This is a genomic window from Nocardioides plantarum (genome assembly GCF_006346395.1).
GTDB classification, from domain to species: domain Bacteria; phylum Actinomycetota; class Actinomycetes; order Propionibacteriales; family Nocardioidaceae; genus Nocardioides; species Nocardioides plantarum.
Map to the genome: position 1 here is coordinate 42,053 of NZ_VDMS01000005.1, position 24,972 is coordinate 67,024.

The 24,972-nt window shown below is 74.0% G+C and carries 28 protein-coding genes; 15 read left to right on the forward strand and 13 right to left on the reverse strand.

The annotated features are described in order from the left end of the window. Window positions 1-26: 26 nt before the first annotated feature. Genes FJQ56_RS18775 through FJQ56_RS18785 form a run of 3 tightly spaced genes read left to right on the forward strand, consistent with a single transcriptional unit; the run spans window position 27 to window position 2,204 of the window. Window positions 27-1,214, forward strand: coding sequence for a zinc-dependent alcohol dehydrogenase (locus FJQ56_RS18775; RefSeq protein WP_140011146.1), 1,188 nt, complete (start codon window positions 27-29; stop codon window positions 1,212-1,214). A gap of 28 nt (window positions 1,215-1,242) precedes the next feature. Further along, entirely contained in the window at window positions 1,243-1,812 is a 570-nt protein-coding gene (locus FJQ56_RS18780) for a glycoside hydrolase family 18 protein (RefSeq protein ID WP_140011147.1), read from the forward strand. Then, a complete protein-coding gene (locus tag FJQ56_RS18785; RefSeq protein WP_140011148.1) occupies window positions 1,809-2,204 on the forward strand; it encodes a hypothetical protein in 396 nt (131 codons plus the stop codon). Before FJQ56_RS18780 ends, FJQ56_RS18785 begins: the two co-directional genes overlap by 4 nt. A gap of 19 nt (window positions 2,205-2,223) precedes the next feature. Here the strand turns inward: FJQ56_RS18785 and FJQ56_RS18790 are convergent, their stop codons facing one another. The 9 genes from FJQ56_RS18790 to FJQ56_RS18830 all read right to left on the reverse strand — a co-directional run bounded on the left by FJQ56_RS18790 (window position 2,224) and on the right by FJQ56_RS18830 (window position 9,859). Then, window positions 2,224-3,195 (reverse strand): hypothetical protein, encoded by a 972-nt coding sequence (locus FJQ56_RS18790; RefSeq protein WP_211351220.1) that lies wholly within the window; start codon window positions 3,193-3,195, stop codon window positions 2,224-2,226. 142 nt (window positions 3,196-3,337) lie between these two features. After that, a complete protein-coding gene (locus FJQ56_RS18795; RefSeq protein ID WP_140011149.1) occupies window positions 3,338-4,480 on the reverse strand; it encodes a metallophosphoesterase in 1,143 nt (380 codons plus the stop codon). Between the two features lie 3 nt (window positions 4,481-4,483). After that, a complete protein-coding gene (locus tag FJQ56_RS18800) occupies window positions 4,484-4,954 on the reverse strand; it encodes a hypothetical protein (RefSeq protein ID WP_140011150.1) in 471 nt (156 codons plus the stop codon). 10 nt (window positions 4,955-4,964) lie between these two features. After that, the gene (locus FJQ56_RS18805) at window positions 4,965-5,891 is read right to left on the reverse strand and encodes a metal ABC transporter permease (RefSeq protein WP_211351297.1); all 927 of its coding nucleotides are present in this window, start codon (window positions 5,889-5,891) and stop codon (window positions 4,965-4,967) included. Window positions 5,892-5,914: 23 nt separating this feature from the next. Beyond that, window positions 5,915-6,691 carry a metal ABC transporter ATP-binding protein gene (locus FJQ56_RS18810; RefSeq protein WP_140011152.1) on the reverse strand — a complete coding sequence of 259 codons (777 nt, stop codon included), beginning with the start codon at window positions 6,689-6,691 and terminating at the stop codon, window positions 5,915-5,917. Continuing rightward, complete coding sequence (locus tag FJQ56_RS18815) at window positions 6,688-7,611, reverse strand: metal ABC transporter solute-binding protein, Zn/Mn family (RefSeq protein ID WP_140011153.1); 924 nt, start codon at window positions 7,609-7,611, stop codon at window positions 6,688-6,690. Before FJQ56_RS18815 ends, FJQ56_RS18810 begins: the two co-directional genes overlap by 4 nt. 45 nt (window positions 7,612-7,656) lie before the next feature. Continuing rightward, window positions 7,657-8,118 carry a hypothetical protein gene (locus FJQ56_RS18820; RefSeq protein WP_140011154.1) on the reverse strand — a complete coding sequence of 154 codons (462 nt, stop codon included), beginning with the start codon at window positions 8,116-8,118 and terminating at the stop codon, window positions 7,657-7,659. Continuing rightward, window positions 8,115-8,876, reverse strand: coding sequence for a TIGR03943 family putative permease subunit (locus FJQ56_RS18825; protein WP_140011155.1), 762 nt, complete (start codon window positions 8,874-8,876; stop codon window positions 8,115-8,117). The genes FJQ56_RS18820 and FJQ56_RS18825 overlap by 4 nt, the downstream gene beginning before the upstream one ends. Continuing rightward, window positions 8,873-9,859 (reverse strand): permease, encoded by a 987-nt coding sequence (locus tag FJQ56_RS18830; RefSeq protein ID WP_140011156.1) that lies wholly within the window; start codon window positions 9,857-9,859, stop codon window positions 8,873-8,875. The genes FJQ56_RS18825 and FJQ56_RS18830 overlap by 4 nt, the downstream gene beginning before the upstream one ends. A 185-nt stretch (window positions 9,860-10,044) precedes the next feature. Here FJQ56_RS18830 and FJQ56_RS18835 point away from each other — a divergent pair, with 185 nt between their 5' ends. The 7 genes from FJQ56_RS18835 to FJQ56_RS18865 all read left to right on the forward strand — a co-directional run bounded on the left by FJQ56_RS18835 (window position 10,045) and on the right by FJQ56_RS18865 (window position 18,126). Then, complete coding sequence (locus FJQ56_RS18835; RefSeq protein WP_281284700.1) at window positions 10,045-10,470, forward strand: Fur family transcriptional regulator; 426 nt, start codon at window positions 10,045-10,047, stop codon at window positions 10,468-10,470. Window positions 10,471-10,539: 69 nt separating this feature from the next. Beyond that, complete coding sequence (locus tag FJQ56_RS18840) at window positions 10,540-11,784, forward strand: NAD(P)/FAD-dependent oxidoreductase (protein ID WP_140011157.1); 1,245 nt, start codon at window positions 10,540-10,542, stop codon at window positions 11,782-11,784. Then, the gene (locus tag FJQ56_RS18845; RefSeq protein WP_140011158.1) at window positions 11,781-12,194 is read left to right on the forward strand and encodes a hypothetical protein; all 414 of its coding nucleotides are present in this window, start codon (window positions 11,781-11,783) and stop codon (window positions 12,192-12,194) included. Before FJQ56_RS18840 ends, FJQ56_RS18845 begins: the two co-directional genes overlap by 4 nt. A gap of 105 nt (window positions 12,195-12,299) precedes the next feature. Continuing rightward, window positions 12,300-13,265 carry an NAD(P)/FAD-dependent oxidoreductase gene (locus FJQ56_RS18850; protein WP_211351222.1) on the forward strand — a complete coding sequence of 322 codons (966 nt, stop codon included), beginning with the start codon at window positions 12,300-12,302 and terminating at the stop codon, window positions 13,263-13,265. A 49-nt stretch (window positions 13,266-13,314) separates the two neighbouring features. After that, window positions 13,315-14,991, forward strand: coding sequence for an Ig-like domain repeat protein (locus tag FJQ56_RS18855; protein ID WP_140011159.1), 1,677 nt, complete (start codon window positions 13,315-13,317; stop codon window positions 14,989-14,991). Between the two features lie 196 nt (window positions 14,992-15,187). Next, window positions 15,188-17,569 (forward strand): endopeptidase La, encoded by a 2,382-nt coding sequence (gene lon / locus FJQ56_RS18860; RefSeq protein WP_140011160.1) that lies wholly within the window; start codon window positions 15,188-15,190, stop codon window positions 17,567-17,569. A gap of 101 nt (window positions 17,570-17,670) precedes the next feature. Next, window positions 17,671-18,126: an SRPBCC family protein gene (locus FJQ56_RS18865; RefSeq protein ID WP_170215476.1), complete on the forward strand. Its 456-nt coding sequence runs from the start codon at window positions 17,671-17,673 to the stop codon at window positions 18,124-18,126. A 46-nt stretch (window positions 18,127-18,172) separates the two neighbouring features. Here FJQ56_RS18865 and FJQ56_RS18870 read toward each other — a convergent pair whose 3' ends face one another. Beyond that, window positions 18,173-18,901, reverse strand: coding sequence for a response regulator transcription factor (locus tag FJQ56_RS18870; RefSeq protein WP_140011161.1), 729 nt, complete (start codon window positions 18,899-18,901; stop codon window positions 18,173-18,175). 96 nt (window positions 18,902-18,997) lie between these two features. Between FJQ56_RS18870 and FJQ56_RS18875 the strand changes: the two genes are divergently transcribed. Together FJQ56_RS18875 and FJQ56_RS18880 are read left to right on the forward strand one after the other, a co-directional pair. Next, window positions 18,998-19,993 (forward strand): LLM class F420-dependent oxidoreductase, encoded by a 996-nt coding sequence (locus FJQ56_RS18875; protein WP_140011162.1) that lies wholly within the window; start codon window positions 18,998-19,000, stop codon window positions 19,991-19,993. Then, window positions 19,990-20,664: an HAD family hydrolase gene (locus FJQ56_RS18880; protein WP_211351224.1), complete on the forward strand. Its 675-nt coding sequence runs from the start codon at window positions 19,990-19,992 to the stop codon at window positions 20,662-20,664. Before FJQ56_RS18875 ends, FJQ56_RS18880 begins: the two co-directional genes overlap by 4 nt. A gap of 223 nt (window positions 20,665-20,887) precedes the next feature. Here the strand turns inward: FJQ56_RS18880 and FJQ56_RS18885 are convergent, their stop codons facing one another. After that, window positions 20,888-21,526: a response regulator transcription factor gene (locus tag FJQ56_RS18885; RefSeq protein WP_140011163.1), complete on the reverse strand. Its 639-nt coding sequence runs from the start codon at window positions 21,524-21,526 to the stop codon at window positions 20,888-20,890. Window positions 21,527-21,622: 96 nt separating this feature from the next. On the opposite strand from FJQ56_RS18885, the gene FJQ56_RS18890 reads away from it, so the two are divergent. Continuing rightward, entirely contained in the window at window positions 21,623-22,249 is a 627-nt protein-coding gene (locus tag FJQ56_RS18890) for a methyltransferase domain-containing protein (protein WP_140011164.1), read from the forward strand. A 17-nt stretch (window positions 22,250-22,266) separates the two neighbouring features. Here the strand turns inward: FJQ56_RS18890 and FJQ56_RS18895 are convergent, their stop codons facing one another. Beyond that, on the reverse strand, window positions 22,267-22,485 hold the full coding sequence (locus FJQ56_RS18895) for a CDGSH iron-sulfur domain-containing protein (protein WP_246084252.1): 219 nt from the start codon (window positions 22,483-22,485) through the stop codon (window positions 22,267-22,269). Beyond that, entirely contained in the window at window positions 22,482-23,435 is a 954-nt protein-coding gene (locus tag FJQ56_RS18900; protein ID WP_140011165.1) for an iron-containing redox enzyme family protein, read from the reverse strand. The genes FJQ56_RS18895 and FJQ56_RS18900 overlap by 4 nt, the downstream gene beginning before the upstream one ends. Before the next feature lie 133 nt (window positions 23,436-23,568). Here FJQ56_RS18900 and FJQ56_RS18905 point away from each other — a divergent pair, with 133 nt between their 5' ends. Beyond that, a complete protein-coding gene (locus FJQ56_RS18905) occupies window positions 23,569-24,201 on the forward strand; it encodes a helix-turn-helix transcriptional regulator (RefSeq protein WP_246084253.1) in 633 nt (210 codons plus the stop codon). A 98-nt stretch (window positions 24,202-24,299) separates the two neighbouring features. Then, a complete protein-coding gene (locus tag FJQ56_RS18910) occupies window positions 24,300-24,926 on the forward strand; it encodes a helix-turn-helix transcriptional regulator (protein WP_140011166.1) in 627 nt (208 codons plus the stop codon). Window positions 24,927-24,972: the final 46 nt, after the last annotated feature.

The window sequence follows — 24,972 nt, forward strand, 5'->3', positions numbered from 1 at the left end:
AACAGCCGCACCACGAGGGAGAACCCATGAGAGCCGTCACCTGGCAGGGCCGCAACGACATGCAGGTCATCGACGTACCCGACCCGCGGATCGAGGAGTCGACCGACGTCGTGGTCCAGATCACCTCGACCGGGCTGTGCGGGTCCGACCTGCACCTCTACGACCCGCTCACGCCGTTCATGACCCCCGGCGACGTCGTCGGCCACGAGCCGATGGGCATCGTCCGGGACGTCGGCGCCGACGTCACCGCGCTGAAGCCGGGCGACCGGGTGGTCGTCCCGTTCAACATCTCGTGCGGCACCTGCTGGATGTGCGAGCGCGGGCTGCACAGCCAGTGCGAGACCACCCAGAACCGCGACCAGGGCACGGGCGCGTCGCTGTTCGGCTACTCCAAGCTGTACGGCGCGGTGCCCGGCGGGCAGGCCGAGGCCCTGCGCGTGCCGTTCGGCAACACGCTGCCGATCAAGGTGCCCCAGGGCCCGCCGGACGACCGGTTCCTCTACCTGTCCGACGTGATCCCCACGGCCTGGCAGGCCGTCGACTACGCCAACACGCCCGAGGGCGGCACCCTGCTCGTCGTCGGCGCCGGCCCGATCGGCGACATGTGCGCCCGGATCGCGAAGCACCGGGGGCTGCGCGTCATCGTCGTCGACAGCGTCGCCGAGCGGCTGGCCCGGGTCACCGAGCGCGGTGGCGAGACCATCGACACCACCGAGATCGACCCCGACGACGTGCCCGACCGCGTGCGTGACCTCACCGACGGCCGGGGCTCCGACTCGGTCATCGACGCCGTCGGCATGGAGGCACACGGCTCGCCGGTCGCCGAGACCGCCCAGAAGGCCCTGCGGATCCTGCCCAAGAAGCTGCAGGAGATCGCCATGCAGCACGCCGGCTCGGACCGTCTCGACGCGCTCTACACCGCCTTCGAGTCGGTCCGTCGCGGCGGCACCGTCTCGATCTCCGGCGTGTACGGCGGCGCCGCGTCGCCCATGCCGATGCTGCAGCTCTTCGACAAGCAGCTGACGCTCAAGATGGGCCAGGCCAACGTGCACCGTTGGAGCGACGACATCCTCGAGGTGCTGCAGCGCGACGAGGACGTGCTCGGCGTGGAGGGCTTCGCCACCCACCACCTCTCGCTCGAGGAGGCCCCGGCGGCCTACAAGTCCTTCCGCGACAAGGAGGACGGCATGGTCAAGGTGGTCTTCCGCCCCTGAGAGCAGCGGTGGAGGCAGGATGGGCGCCATGTCCGACCTGCCTCCACCCCCGCCGTCCGGTCCGCCTCCCTCCGGTCCGCCGCCCTCCGGTCCGCCGCCTGCTGGTCCGCCGCCTGCTGGTCCGCCGGCTGCTGGTCCGTCGGCTGCCGGCGGGCCGACGTCCGGTCGTAGCAAGGCGCCGTGGATCGTCGGCCTCGCCCTCGTGGCGGTGCTGGCGGTCGTCGTGGTCCTCGTGGTGACCCTCACCGGCAGCAAGGCCGCCGAGGACGCCCGCTCCGTGCAGGACGTCGCCGACATCGCCGTGGACGCCGCCCAGGACCTCGACGTCGACGCCGGCGTCGACCTGCTGTGCGAGGCGCCGGGCGCCTCGGACCGCGACCAGCTCGAGAGCCTCATCGACGAGGCCCGCGACCGCGCCGGGACCGACGACCCCGACGTCGACTACGAGATCAGCGACGTCGAGGGCGACAAGTCCGGCTCCTTCCGCGTCCACGTCACCAGCGACGAGCAGGGGCTCGAGGACCAGGAGCTCGACTTCGTGGTCCGGGTCGACGTCCGTGGCGAACGGTCCTGCATCGCGGGGCTCCAGCCCGAGTGAGTGTCGGGCGGCTGCTCGCCGTCATCGCCTGGGTCGTGGCCGCCGTCCTGTCCGCGAGCTGCTGGAGCCTCGGCGGCCTCGGGCTGGCGGGGATCCTGGCCGACGACGCCCCGGCGTACGCCGCCGCCCTGGCCTGGGTCTGCGTCGCGCCGCTCCTGCTCGGCCTGGCCCTCGTCGCCCTGGCCCGCACCCCTTGGCCCTGGGTCGCGGCGACCTCGGTGCACCTGGTCGTCGTGGTCGCGGTGGCCGCCCGCCTGCGGCACCTGGTGCCGGACTGGGCGTGGGTGGGCGTCGGCGCGAGCGTGGTGCTCGGGGTGGCGTCGGCGGTGGTCGTCGTCGCGAGCGCTGACCCATCGAGCTCATCAGGGTCGAAGGATCGTGCCGCCTGGTGACCCGGACCTTCGACCTCGTTCAGGCCGCCCACGCGTCGGAGGCGGTGCATCCCGGTTCGCACGCGGACGGGGTGCCGGGCCAGCCCCGGTTGGCCAGCACCCGGCCGACCTTGCCGGCCGTCCGGCAGGGACGGTCGAACACCTGGCTCCAGCCCAGTCGCACCGAGACCCGCTCCTGCGCGACGAGGTCCAGGTCGCGATCGAGGTCGTCGCCCCGCTGGCGGTTGCGGGCGTGGAACATCTCGCCGTCGAGCTCGAGCGTCACCTTCCATTCCGTGTACTCGGCGTCGCGGTAGACGCTCCGTCCGCCGGCTCGCTCGTGGAACTGCCGCTCGGGCGGCGGCAGTCCGTGTCGGCGCTCGACGTGCTCGAGGTAGCCGTGCTCGAGGGCGGAGCAGGTGCCGTCCCGTAGGTCGGTCAGGAGCAGGACGAGCTCGGCGCGGCCGGTCACGCGCGACCGCCCACCCAGGGTGACCAGGAGCCGCCCCGCGGTGGTGCACCGTGCGCGCACGGCCGAGGCGAGCGCCTCCACGGTGTCCAGGACGCCGTCAGCGGCGATCGCCACGTCGAGGACCGCCTCCTCGACGCGCATGCGTGGCGGGCTGAAGTTCCACCGGACCTTGGCGTCCAGACCCGCGACCCGGCGGACCCTCACCCCGGCTGGAGCGACCACGGTCCGCGCGGCGTCGACCGCCACCTCGATGGGCCCGGCCTCGTCGTGCCCCCGCCATCCCGGACCGGCTTCGGCGCGCAGCGCACACGATCCGGCGAGCGCGGCCGGCCACACCGCGAGCACCGCGGCCCACGCGCGCTGGACCCAGGTCGGCTCGCCGGTGTGGTCGACGCAGACTCCGGCACAGATCGGCGCCCCGCGACGCACCATGCGACGAAAGTCGGCGGCGGTGCCCTCGAGGTCCACCACCTGCCAGCGGGCGATCACGCCCGACTGGCGCGATCTGAGCTCGTCCAGCTCACCGTGCTCCATGACCATGTCGACGATGGTCGGAGCCTCTGCGCCCTGCGGCAAGGGGCTCCCGGTCGGCCTGTGGACGGGCGCCTGGCATGGTCGAAGGTTCGTGCCGTGTGGCGGCACGATCCTTCGACCATGTTGTCCGTAAGGTCGGGCAGCGCGCTCACGTCGCCCGCAGCACCACCACGTCGACCTGGGGCGGCGACAGCACCCGCACCGGCGGCCCCGAGGTGCCCACGCCGCGGCTGACGAGCAGCGGGACCCCGTCGGCGACGCCGTACCCCTGGACGACGGGGGCGGCGAGGCGGGAGAGCAGGCCGACCGGCCAGAGCTGGCCGCCGTGGGTGTGGCCGGCCAGCATCAGGTCGACCCCGGCGCCGTCGGGCAGGTCGTGGACCTGGCGGGGCTCGTGGGCGAGGTAGAGCACGAAGTCGTCGGGGTCGACGCCGGCCAGCGCGGCGGCCGGGTCGGGGGCGAGGTCGCCGGTGGCGGTGGCGTCGGGCACGCCGGCCAGCATGAGCCCGGGACCGAGCTCGACCGACTCGTTGGTCAGGACGTCGAGGCCGAGCGACTCGTACGCCGCGACCCAGCGCGGCCCGTCGGCGGCCCCGGTGATCAGCTCGTGGTTGCCGATGACCGCGTGCACGCCGAGCGGGGTGGCGAGGTCGGCGAGGGGCGCGACGTCGGCGGCGATGTCCTCGGGACGCCCGTCGACGAGGTCGCCGCCGAGCAGCACCAGGTCGGGGTCCTGGGTCATCACGAGGTCGACGACGCGCCGGGTCCACGAGGCGTCGTGCAGGGCGCCGACGTGGAGGTCGGTCATGAGCACCACCCGCAACCCGTCGTACGACGCCGGCAGCGCGTCACTCGTGACGACCGTCGTGCGCACCGACGGCCGGGTGGCGGCCACCACGCCGTAGCCGGTCACGGCGAGCGCGAGGGCGACCACGGCCGGGGTGCCGACGCGCAGCACCCGGCGTCGGGCATCGGTGCGTCCGCGCAGCCGCAGCGCGAGCGCGACCAGGGCGAGCAACGCGAGTCCGAGGGTCAGGTAGAGCGCGACGGCCAGTGACGTCATCGCGGGCCAGACCACCGGTCGCACCGGGGCGGGGTCGCCGCGGCGCAGCAGCACGGCACCGACCACGAAGACCCCCAGTCCGAGGCCGAGCGCGACCGCCACGCCCCGGCGCCACCGAGGCGACAGGTCGGGTGCCACGGCGAGGCGGCGGTACAGCCACCCGACGTAGGCGCCGAGCACGACCAGGCCGACCAGCCCGCCCAGCACCGCGACGACGGTGTGGCCCACGGGTCAGGCCGGGCAGGTCGCGCTGAGGTAGGCCGCGAGCGCGTCGGGGTCCGCGGGCGCTGCGCCCGGAGCGGCGGTCGGGTCACCCGCCTGGCTCAGCGAGCTGTCGACGAGCACCTCGAGGCTGGTCAGCCCGCCGGGGCTCAGGCCGAGCGGCTGGCCGAGGGCGAGCAGTGCGTCGGCCTCGGACTGCAGGGCCTCCTCGGCGGCCGGGTCGTCGGGCGCCGCGACGTACTGCGCCTGGGCGTCGGTGAAGGCCACGAACGCGGTGCACCAGGTGGCGGGGTCGATCTTGGTCGTCGGCACCGACGGGGAGGGCGTGGCGGAGGACGACGCGGGCGGGCGGGGGCCGGAGGCGTCGGGGCCGTCTGCTCCGCCGGTCCCGTCGAGGAGGAGCACGGCGGCGACGACCGCGACCACGAGCACGGCCGGCGCCCCCCAGACGACGCTGCGATGTCCTCGGAGATCGGCCACGCCCGCGAGCCTAACGAGCGGCGGTGACCGCCACGGCCGACGGGCTGGTCCGCTCGTTCCCGTCTCCGGCGTCGTCGGTGTCCCCGGTGTCGTGCGTGGGTGGCGTCCCGCGGCGGTCGGGCCGCCCGAGCAGCCGTGCGAGGAGGTAGGTCGCGAACGAGATCGTCGTGACGTAGGGGCTGATCGGGATGGAGGTGCCGAGGGCCAGGAACGTCCCGCCGAGCATCGCGGTCAGGGCGAACAGCGACGACAGCAGCGGCAGCAGCACCGGTGACGTGGTGAGGCGCAGGGCCGCGGCCGTGGGGGTGCAGAGCAGGGCCAGCACCAGCAGTGCGCCGACCACCTGCACGGCCACGGCGATCGTGCAGCCGAGCAGCAGCATGAAGACCCAGTGCAGGAGGCCGACGGGGACACCGCGGGCGGCGGCGACATCGGCATCGACACTGGCGAACATCAGCGGCCGCCAGATCACCGCGAGCACCAGGACGACGGCGACGGCGGTGCCGGCCATCAGGGTGAGACGCGCGTCGTCGACGGCGACGATCTGCCCGGTCAGCAGCCCGAACTTGTTGGCCGCGCGCCCCTCGTAGAGCGCGAGGAAGAGGATGCCGAGCCCGAGGCCGAAGGGCATCAGCACCCCGATCACCGAGTTGCGGTCGCGGGCGCGGGCGCCCATCGCGGCGATCAGGGCCGCGGCGATGATCGAGCCCGCGAAGGACCCGGCCACGACGCTGCCGCCGAGCAGCAGGGCGCCCGCGGCGCCGGCGAAGGACAGCTCGCTGATGCCGTGGACCGCGAACGGCAGGTCGCGGGCGATGACGAACACCCCGACCAGCCCGCCGAGCAGGCCGAGCGCGGCGCCGGCGTACAGGCTGTTCTGCACGAGCGGGAGCAGCTCGGAGTAGTGGGAGAAGTCGACGAAGTCGGAGAAGGCCACCTGGGCCAGGGGGACGCCGGTCATCAGCCCGCCAGCTCCTCGGGTCCGCAGTCGCACAGCACCGCGATGCGGTCGCGGCGCCGGACGACCTCGACCGGGGCGCCGTAGAGGGAGGTGAGCACGTCGCTGCGCAGCACCTCGTCGGGCGTGCCGAGCACGAAGCGCCCGTTGCGGAGGTAGAGGACCAGGTCGGTCACGCCGAGCACCGGGTTGATCTCGTGGGTCACGAACACCACCGCCGTGCCGTGCTCGCGACGCCGCCGGTCGAGCAGGTCGACGACCCGGGCCTGGTGGCGGGGGTCGAGCGAGAGCAGCGGCTCGTCGCAGAGCAGCAGGGTGGGGTCGGTGGCGAGCGCCTGGGCGATCCGGACCCGCTGCTGCTCGCCGCCCGACATCCGGCCCAGGCGTACGCCGCCGAGGTGCTCGGCCTCGACCTGCTGCAGCCGGTCGGCCACGACGTCGCTGCGGCGCCACGACGGCAGCCCCCAGCGGTGGCCGTCGACACCGAGCTGCACGAGGTCGCGTCCCCGCAGCGGGGTGTCGGTGTCGTACCCCTGGTGCTGGGGGACGTAGCCGACGCGGCGGTCGCCCCGGCGTACGGCGCGCCCGCCGACCCGGGCGGTGCCGCCGGTCAGGCCGCGCAGTCCGAGGACCACCTTGAGCAGGCTCGACTTGCCCGACCCGTTGGGGCCCAGGACGGTCACGAACGTGCCGGGCTCGACGTCGAGGTCGAGCCCGCGCCACAGCTCGCGGCCGCCGAGCGCGAGGGTCGCGTCACGCAGCGATAGCACCGGGCTCATCGGGCGGACAGGGCGCTGGAGACGGCGTCGATGTTGCCGCGCATCCAGGTCAGGTAGTCGGTGCCCTTCGGCAGGATCTCGGTGACCGGCACGATCGGGATCCCGGCCTTGTCGGCTGCGGCGCGCACCTGCTCGGTGACGGGGCTGACGGTCTGGTCGTTGTAGAACAGCAGGTCGATGTCGCCGTCCTCGATCTGGCCGAGCGTCTCCTGGAGCACCGCGACCGGCACGTCCTCGCCCTCCTCGATCGCCTCGGCGAACGCCGCGGGCGTCTTGTCGACCAGGCCCAGCGCCTCGGCGAGGTAGACCGGAAGCGGCTCGGTCACGCCGACCGGCTTGCCCTGGACGGACGGCTCGAGGTCCGCCTCGGCCTTCTCGAGCCCGGCGAGCTTCTTGTTGTACGCCGCCGCGTTGGCCTCGTAGGTGTCGGCATGGTCCGGGTCGGCCTTGCCCAGGTCGGCCGCGAGCTGCGTGGCGACCTTGGCGACGGTGGGGACGTCGTACCAGACGTGCTCGTTGACCTCGGCTCCCTTCGGGGCGCCGTCGGCCTTGCCCGAGACGTCGAAGGCGTTGATCACGGTCGCCTTCGTCTTCGACGACGACAGCAGCGTCTCGACGAAGTCGTCGAAGCCACCGCCGTTCTCGACGACGACGTCGGCCTGGGAGACCTCGAGCAGCGTGTCGGCGTCGGCCTCGAAGTCGTGGGGGTCCTTCGACGGGTCGTCGATGATCGAGGTGACGTCGACCAGGTCGCCGCCGACCTGGGCTGCGACGTCGCCCCACACGTTGGTGGAGGCGACGACCTTGAGCCGGTCGCCTCCCGAGCCTCCGGTGGCACCGCCGTCGTCGGAGTCGGAGCCGCAGGCGGCGAGGCTGCCCAGGGCGAGCAGGGAGGCGGCGGTGATGAGGGTCTTCTTCATGACTGCGAGCCTACAACACAATGAGAATCATTCTTAATTAGAGGATCAGCCGCAGTGCTCGACGATGTAGGCCGAGAGCGCCTCGGCGTGCGACTCGTCGCGCAGGCTCGCCCGCTGGTCGGCCGCCATGACCTCGGCCGCGGTGGTGTCCTCGTCGAGGTCGAGCAGGGCTGCGACCACGAAGTCGATCCCGGCTCGCGCGTCGGCGGGCAGGGCCGTGCCGGTCGCGAGCCGGTCCACCTGGGCGGCGGCCTCGTGCAGCGCACGCACCCCGGCGGGCGACGCCGCGACCAGCAGGTCCTGACGCGCCTGGGCCAGGGCGCCGAACCCGTCGCAGAACCGCTCCGCGGTCACGGTCGGCGTCGAGGACGTCGAGGGGGCCGTGGTCGTGGTGGGCGCGGCGTCGCCACCCGGGGTGCCGCCGTCGTGGCGCACGAGGAGGGCGGCGCCCACGACCGCGACCACGGCCGCGGGGGCCAGGACCCCGCGCGGCGCGGTCGGTCTCACTCGTAGGTCTCGGCGGGGGTCGGGATCTCCTCGACCGTGGTGGCGGTCACCGCCGGCGGCGTGCGTCCGTCCGGGTCGGTGCCGGTACCGGTCGCGTAGGTGCCGGTGACCTCGACCCACTGGTCGCGCCCGGGCTTGGCGAGGTCGCCGTCGACCTGGACCTGGTAGCTGATCGCGTCGGCGGCGCAGCACCCGATGACCATCCGCGTGACGTACCAGTGCCCGTCCCGGTCGTAGGAGACGAAGCCGGTCAGCCGGACCTGCTGCCCCTCGAGCGTGTCGCCGCCGTCCTGGGCACGCCAGATGAACTCGGTGACGTCGACCGGCACCACCTCGTCCTTGCTCAGGGTGGTCAGGGCGGCCGGCTGGGCCACCGTCTGGGCCTCGCCCGCACGCCGTTCGGCGAGGTAGGAGCCGAGCTCCGGCGGGCTGATCACGAACGTCACCAGGCCCGGGAGTACCAGCAGCCAGGCGACCAGGGGGATCGGTCCGTGTCCGTGCCCGTCGTCGTGCCCGTCGTCGTGCCCTGGCTCGGGGCGCTCGGACACGACCAGGCCCACGGCGAGCAGCATGAGCAGGACGCCGCTGGCCAGGATGGGGTACTTCATCCAGGCGGTGACGTAGCGCAGGTAGGCGTCGCTCAGCGAGAGCCGCACGAGCACGGCGCCCAGGAACGCCATCAGCAGGCCCTGGGTGGGTCGGGCCATCGTGGCGCGGGCCAGGCGGGAGCGCAGGCCGGCGCGCTGGGGGGTGCTCACAGCAGCCACCACCCGACGCCGACGGCGCAGAGGATCGCGGTGCCGACCACCACCGGGACGAACTGGCGGGCGAACGCGCCGCCGAAGGTGCCGGCCTCCATGCTGGCGAGCTTGACGTCCATGGCCGGTCCGACGACGAGGAAGACGAGCTTGGCGGTGTCGGAGAACGCCGTGAAGCTGGCGGCGACGAAGGCGTCGGACTCCGAGCAGAGCGCCACCAGGAACGCGAACGCCGCCAGGGTGAGGATGCCGAGGAGGGCCTGCCCGGCGACCGTGTCGACGATGGTGCGGGGGACGAAGGTGTTGATGCCGGCGGCGAGGATCGCGCCGATCACCAGGAAGCCGGCGGCGTGCAGGAAGTCGTGGCGCACGGTCTCGACGAACCTCTCGCGGGTGCTCATGTCGGCGCCGAAGGCCTCGAGCCGCTTGGTGATGGGGAGCCGGGCCCCGCGGGACAGGACCCACCACCCGACGAGCACGGCGGTGAGCAGCGAGGCCACGAACCGGGCGACCACCATCTCGGGCCGACCTGGGAAGGCGACCGCGGTGGAGACCAGGACCGCCGGGTTGACCGCCGGGGCGGCCAGCAGGAACGTCAGGGCGACCGCGGGGGCGATCCCGCGGCGCATCAGGCTCCCGGCGATCGGCACCGCGGCGCACTCGCACCCGGGCAGGCCGATCCCGGCCAGGCCCGCGACGGGCACGCCGAGCGCGGGGTTCCGCGGGACGACCCGCGCGAGGAGCCGGTCGGAGAGCAGGGCGGAGATGACCGCCGACAGCAGGACGCCGACGACGAGGAACGGGGTGGACTGGATGACGATCGCCACGAAGATCGTGCTCCACGTCGCCAGCGACGGGTGGTCGAGCAGGGGCACGAGCCAGCGGCCGCTGACGAGGATCGTGAGGACGACCAGCGCCACCACCTCGGCCTGGCCGACCGGCCGACGGCGGGTGCCGGCCGCCTGGGTCTGGGCTGTGCTCACGGGTCGTGGCCTCTCGATCGGCGGGCCGGGAGGTCGGCCGCCCACGTAGTGAACACCATTATCGTTATCAAGGTCACCCCCGGGATCGACCCGACGGTGCGCGTGACGCGGTGGGACGGCGTTCGGCAGGGGTGGACCGGTCGGGCCGGGTACGGTGGTGACCAGCCGATCTCGAAGGACCCGTTGTGAACCAGAGCGTCGCCCGACCGTCGACCGCCGTGCGCTCGACCCGGCAGAAGCGTGCCGTCGAGGCCGTGATGGCGTCCTCCGACGACTTCCGCACCGCCCAGGAGATCCACGACGCCCTGCGTCGCGGCGGTGACTCCGTCGGGCTCGCGACCGTCTACCGGACCCTGCAGTCCCTCGTCGACCTCGGCGAGGTCGACTCGGTCAAGACCGACGGCGGCGAGGCGGTGTTCCGGCGCTGCAGCCGCAGCCACCACCACCACCTCGTCTGCCGCCACTGCGGGCGGACCGTCGAGATCGCCGGTCCGGCGGTCGAGCGCTGGGCCGCCGCCCAGGCCCGGGAGCACGGGTTCGCCGACGTCAGCCACACCGTCGAGCTCTTCGGCACCTGCACGTCCTGCCAGCAGGTGCTCGAGACGTCCTGACGGGGCTGCCGGACCGCCGGCCACCCTGCGGGTGAGTCCGCGCGGCGGCGCTGCTGCGAGGGTGCGCGCATGGACGCGGACGTCGTGGTGGTCGGGGCAGGGCTCGCCGGGCTGGGGTGCGCCCTCGCGCTCCAGGACGCGGGGCACGACGTGCTGGTGGTCGAGGGTGCCGACGCGGTCGGCGGGCGGATCCGCACCGACGTGGTCGACGGGTTCCGGGTCGACCGCGGCTTCCAGCTGCTCAACCCCGCCTACCCCGAGGTCGCGCGCGTGGTCGACGTCGATGCGCTCGGGATGCAGTCGTTCGCCGCGGGCGTCGTGGCGCTGACCGACGACGGGTCGCGGGTGCGCTTGGGTCACCCCCTGCGGGAGCCGCGGCTGCTCGGACCGACCCTCGCGACCGGCGTACGACGACCGCGGGAGCTCGCGGCCGTCGCGTCCTGGCTGCGCCCGCTGCTGGTGCCGCGGCGGCGCCGCAGCCTGTCGGACGTGCTGGCCGGTCGTCCGCCGCGCACCCTGCACGAGGCGCTCGACCGGGCCGGCGTCGACGGGCTGCTGCGCCGGGTGCTCGACCGGTTCCTCGCGGGGGTGCTGCTCGAGGACGACGGCTCGACCGCCGACGACTACGCCCTGCTCCTGGTCTGGATGTTCGCGACCGGGGTGCCGGGGGTGCCGCGCGACGGCATGCAGGCGTTGCCCGAGCAGCTCGCGGCCCGGCTGCGGCGCCCGGTCGTGCTCGGCACCCGGGTCGAGGAGGTCCTCGGGCGCCGCGTGCGGTCCGGTGGCACGACCTGGTCCGCGCGCGCCGTCGTCGTCGCGACCGACGGTGCCGAGGCGACCGGGCTGACCGGCGTGGACGCCCCGCCGACCAAGGGTGTCGTGACGACGTGGTGGGCGGCGGAGGACGCGCCCGAGACCGGCCGGCTGCTCCACGTCGACGGCCGGACCCGCCCCGCCGGGCCCGTCGTCAACTGCGCGGTGATGTCGGACGCCGCGCCGAGCTACGCCCCGCCCGGACGCCGGCTGCTGCAGGCCTCGGCGCTGCTCGGCCCGGGCCGCGAGACCGCCGAGCCCGTCGTACGGCGCCACGCCGGCGAGCTCCTCGGCACCGACCCCACGGGCTGGGAGGTGGTGGCGCGCCACGAGGTGCCGCGCGCGCTCCCGGCCCAGCCGGCGCCGTACTCGGCCCGGCGGCCGGTCTCCCTCGGCGACGGCCTCCACGTCTGCGGCGACCACCGCGACACCGGCTCCATCCAGGGCGCGCTGGTCAGCGGCCGGCGTACGGCGGCCGCCGTCGCGGCCACGCTCTCGTGACCCCCGCGATCGCGTTCGCCCTGGTCGCGGCCGCCCACGCCGGGTTCCAGGTCACGGTGACGACCCTGGTCTATCCCGCCCTCGTCGAGGTCGGCCCGGCCGCCTGGGACACCGCCCACGCCCGGCACTCCCGCCGCATCGTCCCCCTCGTCGCGCTCCTGTACGCCGGCCTCGTCGGCAGCGGGGGAGTGCTCGTCCTCGACGGACCAGACGTGCTCGGTTGGGTCGGCCTGGTCGCCACGGCCGGTGCCCTGGCGACCACCGCCGTCGCCGCGGCCCCGCTGCACGGCCGCCTGCGCGCCGACACCGACGACCTGCGCCACCGGCTCCTGCTGGTCGACCGCCTGCGCTGTTCCGGCGCGGTCCTCGGAGCCCTCGCCGCCACCGCCTCCCTCCTCACCTCACGCTGACCCGTCGCCCATGGGCGACGGGTCGATCCGAAATTGACGCTGACCCGTCGCCCATGGGCGACGGGTCACCCCGAGGGGGTGGGGGTGGCTGACAGGATCGCCGGCATGAGCCCTGTGGTGGTCGTCGGTGCGGGACTGTCCGGCGTGGCCTGTGCACGCGAGCTGGCGGCAGCGGGCGTCGCGGTGCGGCTGGTCGACCGCGGTCGGAGGGCCGGGGGGCGGATGGCGTCGCGACGCCTCGACGGCCGGCCGGTCGACCTCGGGGCGTCGTACCTCACGGTGAGCGAGGGTGACCCGACCGGGTTCGGGGCGGTCGTCGCCGACTGGGAGCGGCGCGGCCTGGCGGCGCCGTGGACCGACACGTTCGTCTCACTCGAGACCGGTCGGGAGCCGCAGACCAAGCAGGGGCCGGTGCGCTGGGGCGCCCCCGGCGGGCTGCGCTCGCTCGTCGAGGACCTCGCCACGGGGCTCGACGTCGAGCTCGAGACCCACCTCGAGACGCTGCCCGCGGTCGCCGACGCGCCGGTCGTGGTGCTGGCGATGCCCGACCCGCAGGCCGTCCGCCTGCTGCCCGACGACGACCCCGACCTCGCCGCCGTACGCCGGCGGCTCGACCGCGCGTTCGAGCCCGTCCTGGCCCTCGCGGCCCGGTGGCCGGCCCGGGCCTGGGACCTCGACGGGGCGTTCGACGGGGCGTTCGTCAACGGTCACGACGTGCTGGCCTGGGTGGCCGACGACGGACGTCGCCGCGGCGACGGCGCGCCTGTCCTGGTGGCCCACTCGACGCCCGACTTCGCCCGGCCCCACCTGGCCGAGCCGCAGGCCGCTGCCCCGGCGATGACCGGCGCACTGCGCGACCTGCTGGGGCTCGAGCCCCCGGTCGAGACCTACCTGCACCGCTGGAGCGTGGCCCGGCCGACGGGCGACCGCGCGGAGCCGTTCCTGCTCGAGCAGGCGGGGGACCGCCTGGTGGGGGCGTGCGGCGACGGCTGGGGAGCGACCCCGAAGGTCGAGACGGCCTGGGCCTCGGGTCACGCCCTGGGCCGGGCGCTCGTCGCCCGCCTGAGGTGAGGTCTGGACCAGTTATTTAGGTAAGCCTAAGCAATGTTAGGTTCCCCTCATGTCCATCGCCCGACTCCGGGTCGCCGCCGCCCTCATGGCCGCCGCCACCGTCTTCGCCTCCGCCGCCGTCCCGGCGCTGAGCCCCGCCCCCGCCCAGGCTGCCCCGACCGGCTCGGTCGCCGCCGGCACCGCCACGTGGGGCACCTCCGACTACCTCGCCTCGGCCAACCCCGGCCGCCCCAACCCCCTCCCCACGGCGTACGCCGCCCCGTCGACCTTCGACGAGACCACCCGGCTCAGCACCTGGGGCACGGGCTCCGGCCTGGTCGCTCCCGACGGGAGCGCCGACCTCGCCTTCGCGGGCACCGCGGTCAACTTCGCCAAGACCGGCGGCGGCTGGCTGCGCCTGGCCGACCTGCAGGCCGACCTCGACGCCAGCGGCAACGGCACGGTCAGCGCCCTGGTCAGCTACGGCACCTCGGTCACCGGCACCCCGGGCGACCTGACCTACGACCCGCAGCAGGCCCCCGACCGCGGACCCACCCGCGTCGACCTGGTGACCTTGGCCGGCAACACCGCGGCCGACCGCGTCACCACCCCGACGTCCGCCGCCTGGACCGACCTCGACGGCACCTGGACCACGGCGTTCACGACCTTCCTGGCCGGCGACGCGACCGCCACGCCGGCCGTCCCGGCCTGGAGCTACGCCACGACGGTCACCAACGCGACGACCAACCCGGCCAACGGCACGACGTACAACCCCACCCGCACCGCCGAGTCGTTCAGCTTCGCCGTCGACACGGTCGTCCCCGCCACCACGGCGACCATCACCTCGGCCACGCCGTCCGGCGGGGTCGTGGTCGCGGCCTCGGGCACCGGCTTCCGCGGGGTCACCAACCCCGGTGACGCCGGCGTCTACATCGGCATCGCCCCCTCCGGCGGGCTGCCGGACGTGTCCACCGTGGAGGGCATGGACGCCTTCGCGGCCGCCGACTACCGCCCGACCGCCTCGCTGGCCACCGGCTCGTGGAGCAGCACCCTGACGGCACCCACCGACAAGCTCGACCCGACGAGGACCTACTCGGTCTACACCTGGCAGGCCCACAGCCACAGCAACACCAGCCAGGACACCGAGACCCCGCTCGACATCGACTTCGCCGACCTCGTGCCGCAGGAGACCACCACGACGGCGACGGGTGCCACCACCCGCGTCTACGGCACCGCCACGACGCTGACGGCCGCCGTCGACGCGCCCGGGTCGGTCACCCTCACCGGCGTCGGGGCGTCCCAGACCCGCCCCGTCGTCGACGGGGTCGCCACCTTCACCGTGCCCGCGCGTCTCGCGGTCGGCTCCTACGTCGCGACGCTGGCCTACGCCGGCAACGGCGACCACCTGCCCTCGCGGACGACCCGGTCGCTCGAGGTCACCAAGGCCCGCCCCACGCTCGCGCTGACCGTGACCACCCGGCCCACCTCCGGACCTCCGGCCAAGGCAGGCAAGGCCTCCGTCGTCGTCACCGGGCCGAAGGCCGTCGCCGCGCCCGCCGGCACCGTCACGCTGCGGATCACCCGTCCCGGCGCGCTCACCCGCACCGTCAAGGGCACCCTGAAGTACGGCAAGCTCTCCATCGCCGTGCCCAAGGTCGGCAAGGGCCGCTGGACCCTCACCGCGAGCTACCCCGGCAGCGCGTCGTTCGGGTCGGCCACCAAGGCGCGGACCGTCCTGGTCCGCTGACCACGGACGGTCGTCGAGCCGCGGGGACGTAGTCACCGCGAGTCGAGACGCCCGCAGCAACGGACCCGGTCGGGTACGTCGCCTGCGGGGGTCTCGACTCCGGGCTCGCAGGGCTCGCCCGGCTCGACCACCGTGGCGTGATTTCGCCCAGGGAGAACAGCGGAACAGCGGCCACGAGCCCCGCCGTTGAGCCGACATGACCCACACGGCACTCCCCATCCTGTTCGTCCCCGACCTCGTCCTCCTGCCCGGGATGGTCGTGCCCGTCGAGCTCGACGACGCCTCGCGCGCCGCCATCGACGCGGCCGACGCGGGCAGCGACGGGACCCTGCTGGTCGCGCCCCGCCTCGGCGACCGCTACGCGTCGTACGGCGTGCTGGCGACGGTCGAGCGCACCGGGCGCCTCAGCTCCGGCAGCCCCGCCGCGGTGCTGCGGGCCGGGCAGCGGGCCCGCATCGGCAGCGGTACGACGGGCCCGGGCGCCGCCCTGTGGGTCGACGTCGAGACGGTCGAGGACGACGCACCGGTCGCCGAGGAGGCCCGGGAGCACGTGCGCGAGCTCGCCGAGGACTACAAGCGGCTCGTCGTCGCGCTGCTGCAGCGGCGCGAGGCGTGGCAGGTGGTCGACACCGTGCAGCGGATGAGCGACCCGTCGGTGCTGGCCGATGCCGCGGGCTGGGCGTCGTACCTCTCCGACGAGCGCAAGCGCGAGGTCCTCGAGACCCCCGACGTCGCCGAGCGCCTCGAGCTCCTGATCGGCTGGACCCGCGAGCACCTCGCCGAGGTCGAGCTCACCGACAAGATCGGTGAGGACGTGCGCGACGGCATGGAGAAGCAGCAGCGCGAGTACCTCCTGCGCCAGCAGCTCGCCGCCATCCGCAAGGAGCTCGGCGAGGGCGAGCCCGACGGCAGCGACGACTACCGCAGCCGCGTCGAGGCCCACCCCGGCCTGCCCGAGGCCGTGCGCACTGCGGCGCTGACCGAGGTCGACAAGCTCGAGCGCTCCAGCGAGCAGAACCCCGAGGCCGGCTGGATCCGCACCTGGCTCGACACGGTCCTCGACCTGCCGTGGGGCACCACCACCGACGACAGCACCGACGTCGAGGCCGCCCGCGCCGTGCTCGACGCCGACCACCACGGCCTCGACGAGGTCAAGGACCGGATCGTCGAGCACCTCGCCGTGCGCGCGCGCCGTGCCGAGCGCGGCCTGCAGGTCGTCGGCGGCCGCGGGTCCGGCGCCGTCGTGCTCCTCGCCGGCCCTCCCGGGGTCGGCAAGACCTCGCTGGGCGAGTCGGTCGCGCGGGCCCTGGGTCGCCGCTTCGTGCGCGTCGCGCTGGGCGGCGTACGCGACGAGGCCGAGATCCGCGGCCACCGCCGGACCTACGTCGGCGCGCTCCCCGGTCGGATCGTCCGGGCGATCAAGGAGTCCGGCTCGATGAACCCCGTCGTGCTCCTCGACGAGGTCGACAAGGTCGGCAGCGACTACCGCGGCGACCCGGCCGCGGCCCTGCTCGAGGTGCTCGACCCCGCGCAGAACCACACCTTCCGCGACCACTACCTCGACCTCGACCTGGACCTGTCCGACGTGCTCTTCATCGCGACCGCCAACGTCGTGGAGCAGATCCCGGCCGCGCTGCTCGACCGGATGGAGCTCGTCACGATCGACGGCTACACCGAGGACGACAAGGTGGCGATCGCCCGCGACTTCCTGCTGCCCCGCCAGCTCGAGCGGGCCGCGGTGACCGCCGACGAGTTCACGATCACCGACGAGGCGCTGCGCGAGCTCGCGGCGACCTTCACCCGCGAGGCCGGAGTGCGCCAGGTCGAGCGGCTGCTGGCCAAGACCCTGCGCAAGGCGGCGACCCGCCTGGCCACCGGCTCCGAGCGCGTCGACGTCGACGTCGCCGACCTCAAGGACCTGGTCGGCCGCCCCCGCTTCACCCCCGAGTCCGCGGAGCGTACGGCGGTCCCCGGCGTCGCGACCGGCCTGGCCGTGACCGGCCTCGGCGGCGACGTGCTGTTCATCGAGGCGAGCGCACACGACACGCACGGCGACGGGGGCGGGCTGACCCTGACCGGGCAGCTCGGCGACGTGATGAAGGAGTCGGCCCGGATCGCGCTGACCTTCGTGCACGCCCACGCCGACGAGCTGGGCATCGACCCCGCGTTCTTCGACAAGGCCGTGCACGTGCACGTGCCCGCCGGCGCGACGCCCAAGGACGGTCCGTCGGCCGGCATCACCATGGTCACGGCCCTCACCTCCCTGGCCACCGGACGTCCCGTGCGCGCCGAGGTCGGGATGACCGGCGAGGTCACGCTCAACGGACGGGTGCTCCCGATCGGCGGCCTGAAGCAGAAGCTGCTCGCCGCCCAGCGGGCCGGGCTGACCGAGGTGTTCGTGCCGCTGCGCAACGAGCCGGACCTCGACGACGTCCCGGCCGAGGTGCTCGACGCGCTGACCGTGCACGTGGTGGGCGACGTGCTCGACGTCGTCCGCGGTGCGCTCGAGCCGGCCGCGTCGAGCGGGTCATCGACCACCTCGTCGACCACCTCGTCGGACGGCGAGCGGGCCGCCTGAGGGGTCGGCCACCCTTGCGGGTGCGGCTGTCGCAAGCGGTGCGAGACAGGGTCGAGGTAATCATCCGTTCCCCAGCTGGAGGTGCTCCGACCGTGCCCGTCGTGGAGCGCACGATCACCGTCGCCCTACCGCCCGACGCCGTGTGGAGGTTCCTCGTCGACTTCACCACGACCGAGGAGTGGGACCCCCCGACGCTGTCGACCGAGCGCACGAGCGGCGACGGCGGGGTCGGCACGACCTACCACAACGTCGCGAAGTTCCGCGGGAATCGCACCGAGGTCGACTACGTCGTCACCGAGTACGACGAGGGCCGCTGCCTCCAGCTGCGTGGCGACGCCACGGGTCTGGAGGTGGTGGACACCTTCACCCTGGAGCCGACCGACGCCGGGGGGAGCCAGCTGACCTACTCGGCCCGCTTCACCCGACGGGTCGGTCCCGACCCCGTCGACCTGCCGTCGATGGACGTGCTCGGCGACTACGTCGCCGAGAGCCTGCAGGACTCGCTGGAGAACCTCGCGGACGACCCCGCGGTCGCCGACGACCTACCCGGCGACTGACTGGCGACTGGTCGGGCGACTGACCGGCGTCCAGCCAAGCGGCCGCTCAGGCCCGCGGCGCGTCGGTCCGCTCGACGTGCCGGGCCCGGTCGGGGGCGAAGCCGTGCGCGAGGCCCCACATCACGGCCTGGGTACGGCGGGCCACCCCGATCTTGCGGTAGAGCGTGCGGATGTGGGTCTTGACGGTGTTGATGCCGATGAACGCGTGCTGGGTGATCTCCTCGTTGCTCATGCCACGGCAGATCAGCGCCAGCACCTCCGACTCGCGCGAGCTCAGGCCGAGCTCGTCGCCGGGCCACCGGCCCAGCTCCTGCGCCTGGTCGAGGCCGTGGTCGGGGTCGGCGGGCACGACGTCCCCCTCGACGACGGCCAGGTCCGGCGGGGCGACGACGACGCCGGAGCTGACGCGCTCGAGGGCGTCGACCAGGTCGATCGCGGTCGCGCTCTTGGACACGTAGCCCGAGGCGCCGGCGGCCAGCGACGAGGCGACCACCGCGGCGTCGCTGTTCCAGCTGAAGACCACGAGGCGCACCCCGTCGGGCACGAGGTCCTCGGCCCGGAGGCCGTCGCCCTGGCGCTGGGCATAGGTGTCGTAGAGGACCACGTCGACCTCGCTGAGGACCGACAGCCCGGCGGCGAGCTCGACGACGACCACCCGGTCGGCGTACGGCGCCAGCACGGCCCCGATGCCGGCCACGACGAGCTCGTAGTCGTTGACGACGGCCACCCGGACCGGCCGGGCGGGCCGAGAGGCGTCGTCGGGCGGGGAGGTCACGTCTCAGCCTCTCAGAGGTCGCCGTGCCGTGTGGCAAAAACGGGCTCACGCCAAGGGGTGGTGCTGCCGGGGCGTGGCCGCTGACAGCGTCGGGGCATGACGACACGCTTCGGCTACACGTTGATGACCGAGCAGAGCGGACCGCGCCAGCTGGTGTCCTACGCCCAGGACGCCGAGCGGGTGGGCTTCGACTTCGAGGTCTCGAGCGACCACTTCTCGCCCTGGCTCACCGAGCAGGGCCACGCGCCCTACGCGTGGACCGTGCTGGGCGCGGTGGCCCAGGCCACCGAGCGGGTCGACCTGATGACCTACGTGACCTGCCCGACCCTGCGCTACCACCCGGCCGTCGTCGCCCAGAAGGCCGCGACCCTGCAGATCCTCGCCGAGGGCCGCTTCGTCCTGGGCCTGGGCAGCGGCGAGAACCTCAACGAGCACGTGGTCGGCCAGGGCTGGCCGGCGGTCGGCGTACGGCAGGAGATGCTGCTCGAGGCGATCGAGATCATCCGGGCGCTCCACGGCGGCGAGCTCGTCGACTACCGCGGGGTCCACTTCGACGTCGAGTCGGCGCGCATCTGGGACCTGCCCGACGAGGGCGTCGACCTCGCGGTCGCGGTCTCGGGCGACCGCTCGATCGAGCGGTTCGCCCCGCTCGCCGACCACCTCGTGGCCGTCGAGCCCGACGGGTCGCTGGTCGAGTCGTGGAACGCCGTCGATGGCGCGCCGCGCATCGGCGGCGACGGCCCGGGCCGCGCCGTCGGCCAGATCCCGATCTGCTGGGGGCCCGACGCCGACGAGGCCAAGGCCCTGGCGCACGAGCAGTTCCGGTGGTTCGCCGGCGGCTGGAAGGTCAACGCCGACCTGCCCACGCCGGCCGGGTTCGCCGGTGCCTCGCAGTTCGTGCGGCCCGACGACGTCGCCGACCAGATCCCGTGCGGGCCCGACCTCGACGCGATCGTCGAGGCCGCCTCGGCGTTCTGGGAGGCGGGGTTCACCGACGTCGCCCTGGTGCAGGTCGGCGACCGGCTGCAGCAGCGCTTCCTCGACGAGGCGGCCGGACCCCTGCTGGAGAAGCTGCGGGCCGCGGCGCCGTGAGCGGCCGCGCCGACGTCGACACCGTGGTGCTCGACCTCGACGGGACCCTCGTCGACTCCGTCTACGTCCACGTGCTGGCCTGGCAGGCGGCGTTCCGCGACGTCGGCGTGCACGTGCCGGCCCACCGCCTGCACCCGCTCATCGGCATGGGCGGCGACCGGCTGGTCGCCGCTGCGGCGGGCGACGCCGTCGAGCACTCGGTCGGCGACGAGCTGCGCGCGCGCCACCCGCAGCGCGTCGACGAGCTGTTCGGTCGCATCGTGCCCACCGAGGGGGCGGTGGACCTGCTCGAGGCGCTGCGCGAGCACGGCGTCCGGCCGGTCCTCGCCAGCTCCAGCGAGTCCGACATGACCCAGCGGCTGCTCGGCGTGCTCGGTGACGGGGCGCACCACCTCAGCGACGTGATCAGCGGCTCCGACGCCGAGACGAGCAAGCCGGCCGGCGACCTCGTCTCGGTCGCGCTCGAGTCGGTCGACGCCGCCACCGCGGTGATGGTCGGCGACTCCGTGTGGGACGTGCGCGCCGCCGCCGACGCCGGCATCCGGTGCGTGGGCCTGCTGACCGGAGGCTTCAGCGAGGCGGTGCTGCGCGAGGCCGGGGCGGTCGCGGTCCACGAGACGCCGGGCGCCCTCGCGGCGTACCTGCGCGAGACGGGCTCGATAGTCGGCTGATCGACTCCGGGGGCGGCCCATCCGGTTCTGGGGTGTTGCAACGGGCCCGGAGTGCAGGAATCCCCGGGTACCCGGGGATCCATGCCACCGGGGCCGCGATCCGACTCCGGGGGCAGTCCATCCGCTTCTGGGGCGTTGCAACGGGCCCGGAGTGCAGGAGTCCCCGGGTACCCGGGGATTCATGCCACCGGGCGGCCCCACCCACCGCCAGCCGCCAGCCAGATCAGCCGTCGACGATGAGCCGACGCCGGTCGGGCTCGAACCCGTGCTGCATCCCCCAGAGGACGGCCTGGGTACGGCTGGTGACGCCGATCTTGCGGTACGCCGTGCGGATGTAGGTCTTGACGGTGTTGATGCCGAGGAACGCCCGTCCGGCGATGTCCTGGTTGCTCAGCCCCTGGCAGATCAGCGCCAGCACCTCCGACTCGCGCGCCGACAGCCCGAACTCGTCGCCCGGCCACCGCCCGAACGTGTCGGCGTCCTGACCGCTGGGCAACACCCGCTGCCCGGAGTGGACGGCCTCGATCGCGCCGACGAGCTCGTCGCCGTCGAGGCCCTTGTGCAGGTAGCCCGACGCGCCGGCCTCGATCGCCCGGGACACCAGGTTGGGGTCGGTGTTCCAGCTGAAGATCACCAGCTTGGCCGAGGTGATCTGCATCAGGGTATCGAGGTCGATCGCGTCGCCCTGGACCTGGCCGAACGAGTCGTAGAGGACGACGTCGACGTCACTGACCACCGGCATCCGGCTGTCGAGCTCGACGACCTTGACCCGGTCCTCGAACCCGTCGAGCACGGCCGCCGTGCCCGCGACCACGATGTCGTAGTCGTTCACGATCGCGATGCGCACTGGCCCTGACGTCATGGAGGCACTGTAGTGACGCCACGGGGGTATCGGCAGCATGCGGGGGTCACCCCTGAGCAGGGTCCGCACGGCCGGGGGAGCGGACAGGCTGGGCGCATGCCCGTCCACGAACGCCGCTCGGTCCGGATCGGCGGGCTCGACGTCGAGTACGACGACCGCGTCCTCGAGCCGCGCCCCTGGACCGCGCTGCAGTCGCGGTGGGCCGTCGAGCTGCTGGGGTCGGCGCCGGCCGGCCCCGTGCTCGAGCTGTGCACCGGAGCCGGCCACATCGGGCTGCTCGTGGCCGCGGCCACCGACCGCCACCTGGTCGCCGTCGACCTCGACCCCGTGGCCTGCTCCTACGCCCGGCACAACGCCGAGGTCGCCGGGCTCGGCGACCGGGTCGAGGTGCGCGAGGGCGCGCTGGCCACGGCCGTGCGCGCCGAGGAGCGGTTCGTGCTGGTGCTGGCCGACCCGCCCTGGGTGCCGAGCGCCGACATCGGGCGCTTCCCGGACGACCCGACCACCGCGATCGACGGCGGACCCCACGGCCTCGACGTCGCGCACGCCTGCGTCGCGGCCGCCGCGGCGTGCACCGACCCGGGTGCCGACCTGCTGCTCCAGGTCGGCACCGACGACCAGGCCGACCTCGTCGCCGGGTCCGCGGTGGCCGATGGTGGTTGGCGCGACCGCGGTCGGCGTACGACGTCACGCGGGGTGGTGCTCCGGCTCCAGCGGGCCTGAGCGAGCCACGACCGGGGTCAGCGGCCGCCCGGCAGCAGCTTGTGGGTGCCGTCGCACCACGGGGCGAGCGCGGACTTGCCGCAGCGGCAGACCGCGGACACGCCACGGTGGCTGGCGTGATCGGTGCCGTCCGCGCCCTGCACCACGACGGCGCCGCGCACGATCATCGGGCCGCCCGGGCACAGCATCGCCTCGACGGGGGCGCCGTCGGCCCGCCGCACGACCGGCTCGCTCACGCCGCGGCCCAGAGGCCGAGGACGGCGTCGGCCGTGTGGTGCTCGAGGTCGAGGCAGGCCCACGCCCCGAACATCACGTCGTCGGCGAGGTGGGGCTCCTCCTCGACCAGGGCCAGGCAGACGTCGCGCAGCGCGAGCTGCTCGTGCACGGCGTCGGCCTCGACGTGCTCGTCGTAGTAGCCGGCCATCTCGTCGGGGAACCCCAGGCGGCGCAGGCCCTGCGCCAGCTGGCGCGAGGGGATCGAGCTGGTCGCCTCGAAGGCCGCGAGGTGGCCGAGGGCCGCGCCACGCAGGCGCCGCTGGAGCCCGAACATCGAGAGCGCGTTGTTCTGCTCCAGGACCTCGGTGAGGGTCTCGTCGATGTAGGCGCCGTAGTCGGCGGACAGGCCGGAGGCACGCAGCCCGGTCGCGAAGAGCGCGTGGTGGAGCCGGGCGGGGTCGCCGTTGCCGTACTCGTCGAACTGGACCTCGAGCAGTGCGGCCTTGGGACGCGCGCTCAGTCGCGGCACGACCCAGCTCGTCGGGTCGGCCTCCTTGAGGTGGTAGACCGAGCGCTGGCGCAGCAGGGTGGTGGTCTCGTCGCGCGAGCGGTGCTGCTGCACCTGCTTGGCCAGCGAGGGACCGGTGTCCGCGGCGACCAGCGCCTGGAGGTCGGCGACCAGGTCGTCGCTGCGCGCGACGTGGGCGGCGGCGTACCGCTCCCGCAGCCGGAGCTCGAGCGCGGCCTCGAGCGCGTTGCGCACCGTCATCGTGCCGGGGTGCCACTCCCACCGGTCGTCGACGCCGTCGAAGCCGCGGTAGTGGAGCTCGTGCAGGACCCACAGGGCGATGGCCTCGTCGTCACGTCCGTCGGAGGTGGGGGCGGCAGGCAGCTCGGCACCGTCCGGCGTGACGCCGAGGAGCTCGACGAGCCACGAGCTCAGGGCGCCACGGGAACGGGGGAGTCTCATGTGTCGATGCTGCTGGTCGGGGCCATGCAGACGTCCATCCGCACGGGTGACGGATCCACAATCACCCTTTCGAGTGCATCCACCACCTTCGCGGGTGGGATAGCGGCTGCGCCCGCGGTGGAGGGTCGATGACATGGACACCCCCCGACCCGCCGCCACTGTCGCCGTCGTCACGGTCCGCGTGGTCAGCCCGCTCCCCGCGGTGGCCGCCGGACTCCGCACGATGCTCACCGCCCACCCCGCCGTCGCCGTCGTCGACGAGCACCACCCGCTCCCGAGCGACCCCGACGTCGTCCTGTACGACGCCCACGCACTCGTCGACGGTGGCGCCGACCTCGAGCGCCTGCTCGCCACGCCCTCGCTCGTGCTGGCCGTGTGCAACGGTCTCCGGCCCGCCCTGGCCGGCGAGGCCTCGGCCCGCGGCGCCCACGGGACGATCGACCTCGGTACGGACCGCGACGGTCTCGTCGAGAGCGTCCTGTCCGCGATCGGCGCCGCCCGCTCCGGCGCCTCCGGCCCGGCCACCGGCCCCGGGTCGCTGCGCCGGCTGGGCGCCTCCGCCGGGCTGACCCCCCGCGAGGTCGACGTGCTCTCCCAGATCACCCAGGGCCTGAGCAACCAGGAGATCGCCGAGCAGAGCTACCTGTCGATCAACTCGGTCAAGACCTACATCCGCAGCGCCTACCGCCGGATCGGCGTCACGAGCCGCGCGCAGGCCGTCGTGTGGTGCGTGCAGAACGGCTTCCCGAGCATGCTCGCCGCCTGATCCCGCCCAATCCGCCCGATCCCGCCCGCGCTGAGACCGGCACCACCCGATCGGGTGGCCGTCTGTCGTCGGCGTGCGGCATGGACTAGAAAGAGTCCATGTCCGAGTCACCGATGCGCGTCGCGGTCGTCAGTCCGCTCGACGTCGTCGCCGTCGGGCTGGCCGCGATGCTCGAGCAGCACCCCGACCAGGTCGCGGTGGTCGAGCTGTCCGTCGGCTTCGGTGCCGACGATCCCGACGTGATCCTCTACGACGCGATCGGCCTGCACGACGGTGACGGCGCCGACCTCGAGCACTACGTCAAGGAGACCTCGGCGGCCGTGCTCGTGGTCTCGCAGGACCTGCGCCCCGATCTCGCCTCGCGCGCCCTGGCCCGCGGCGCCGACGGCTTCTTCTCGCTCGGCGTCGACGACGAGCAGCTGCTGAGGGCGGTCCTCACCGCGACGACCGTCGACGACGACGGCGCCGTGCTCGACGCCGGAGACGCCCTCGCGGTCGGCCACCGGCTCGGCCAGGACGTCGGGCTGACCCCGCGCGAGATCGACGTGCTCACCCTGATCACCCAGGGCCTGAGCAACCAGGAGATCGCCGAGCAGAGCTACCTGTCGATCAACTCGGTCAAGACCTACATCCGCAGCGCCTACCGCCGGATCGGCGTCACCAGTCGCTCGCAGGCCGTCGTCTGGTGCCTGCAGCACGGCTTCGCCCCCAGCCCCGGGCTCTGAGACCCCCGCTCGGGTCGGGGCAGCCGGTGGGCGTCGTACTGGACGT

Coding starts and splice junctions, on each gene's coding strand:
- FJQ56_RS18910 (WP_140011166.1), top strand. CDS start 24,300: ATGTCCGAGTCACCGATGCGCGTCGCGGTCGTCAGTCCGCTCGACGTC.
- FJQ56_RS18840 (WP_140011157.1), top strand. CDS start 10,540: ATGGACGCGGACGTCGTGGTGGTCGGGGCAGGGCTCGCCGGGCTGGGG.
- FJQ56_RS18780 (WP_140011147.1), top strand. CDS start 1,243: ATGTCCGACCTGCCTCCACCCCCGCCGTCCGGTCCGCCTCCCTCCGGT.
- FJQ56_RS18810 (WP_140011152.1), bottom strand. CDS start 6,691: ATGAGCCCGGTGCTATCGCTGCGTGACGCGACCCTCGCGCTCGGCGGC.
- FJQ56_RS18890 (WP_140011164.1), top strand. CDS start 21,623: ATGCCCGTCCACGAACGCCGCTCGGTCCGGATCGGCGGGCTCGACGTC.
- FJQ56_RS18905 (WP_246084253.1), top strand. CDS start 23,569: ATGGACACCCCCCGACCCGCCGCCACTGTCGCCGTCGTCACGGTCCGC.
- FJQ56_RS18815 (WP_140011153.1), bottom strand. CDS start 7,611: ATGAAGAAGACCCTCATCACCGCCGCCTCCCTGCTCGCCCTGGGCAGC.
- FJQ56_RS18900 (WP_140011165.1), bottom strand. CDS start 23,435: ATGAGACTCCCCCGTTCCCGTGGCGCCCTGAGCTCGTGGCTCGTCGAG.
- lon (WP_140011160.1), top strand. CDS start 15,188: ATGACCCACACGGCACTCCCCATCCTGTTCGTCCCCGACCTCGTCCTC.
- FJQ56_RS18885 (WP_140011163.1), bottom strand. CDS start 21,526: ATGACGTCAGGGCCAGTGCGCATCGCGATCGTGAACGACTACGACATC.
- FJQ56_RS18875 (WP_140011162.1), top strand. CDS start 18,998: ATGACGACACGCTTCGGCTACACGTTGATGACCGAGCAGAGCGGACCG.
- FJQ56_RS18855 (WP_140011159.1), top strand. CDS start 13,315: ATGTCCATCGCCCGACTCCGGGTCGCCGCCGCCCTCATGGCCGCCGCC.
- FJQ56_RS18850 (WP_211351222.1), top strand. CDS start 12,300: ATGAGCCCTGTGGTGGTCGTCGGTGCGGGACTGTCCGGCGTGGCCTGT.
- FJQ56_RS18790 (WP_211351220.1), bottom strand. CDS start 3,195: ATGGTCATGGAGCACGGTGAGCTGGACGAGCTCAGATCGCGCCAGTCG.
- FJQ56_RS18775 (WP_140011146.1), top strand. CDS start 27: ATGAGAGCCGTCACCTGGCAGGGCCGCAACGACATGCAGGTCATCGAC.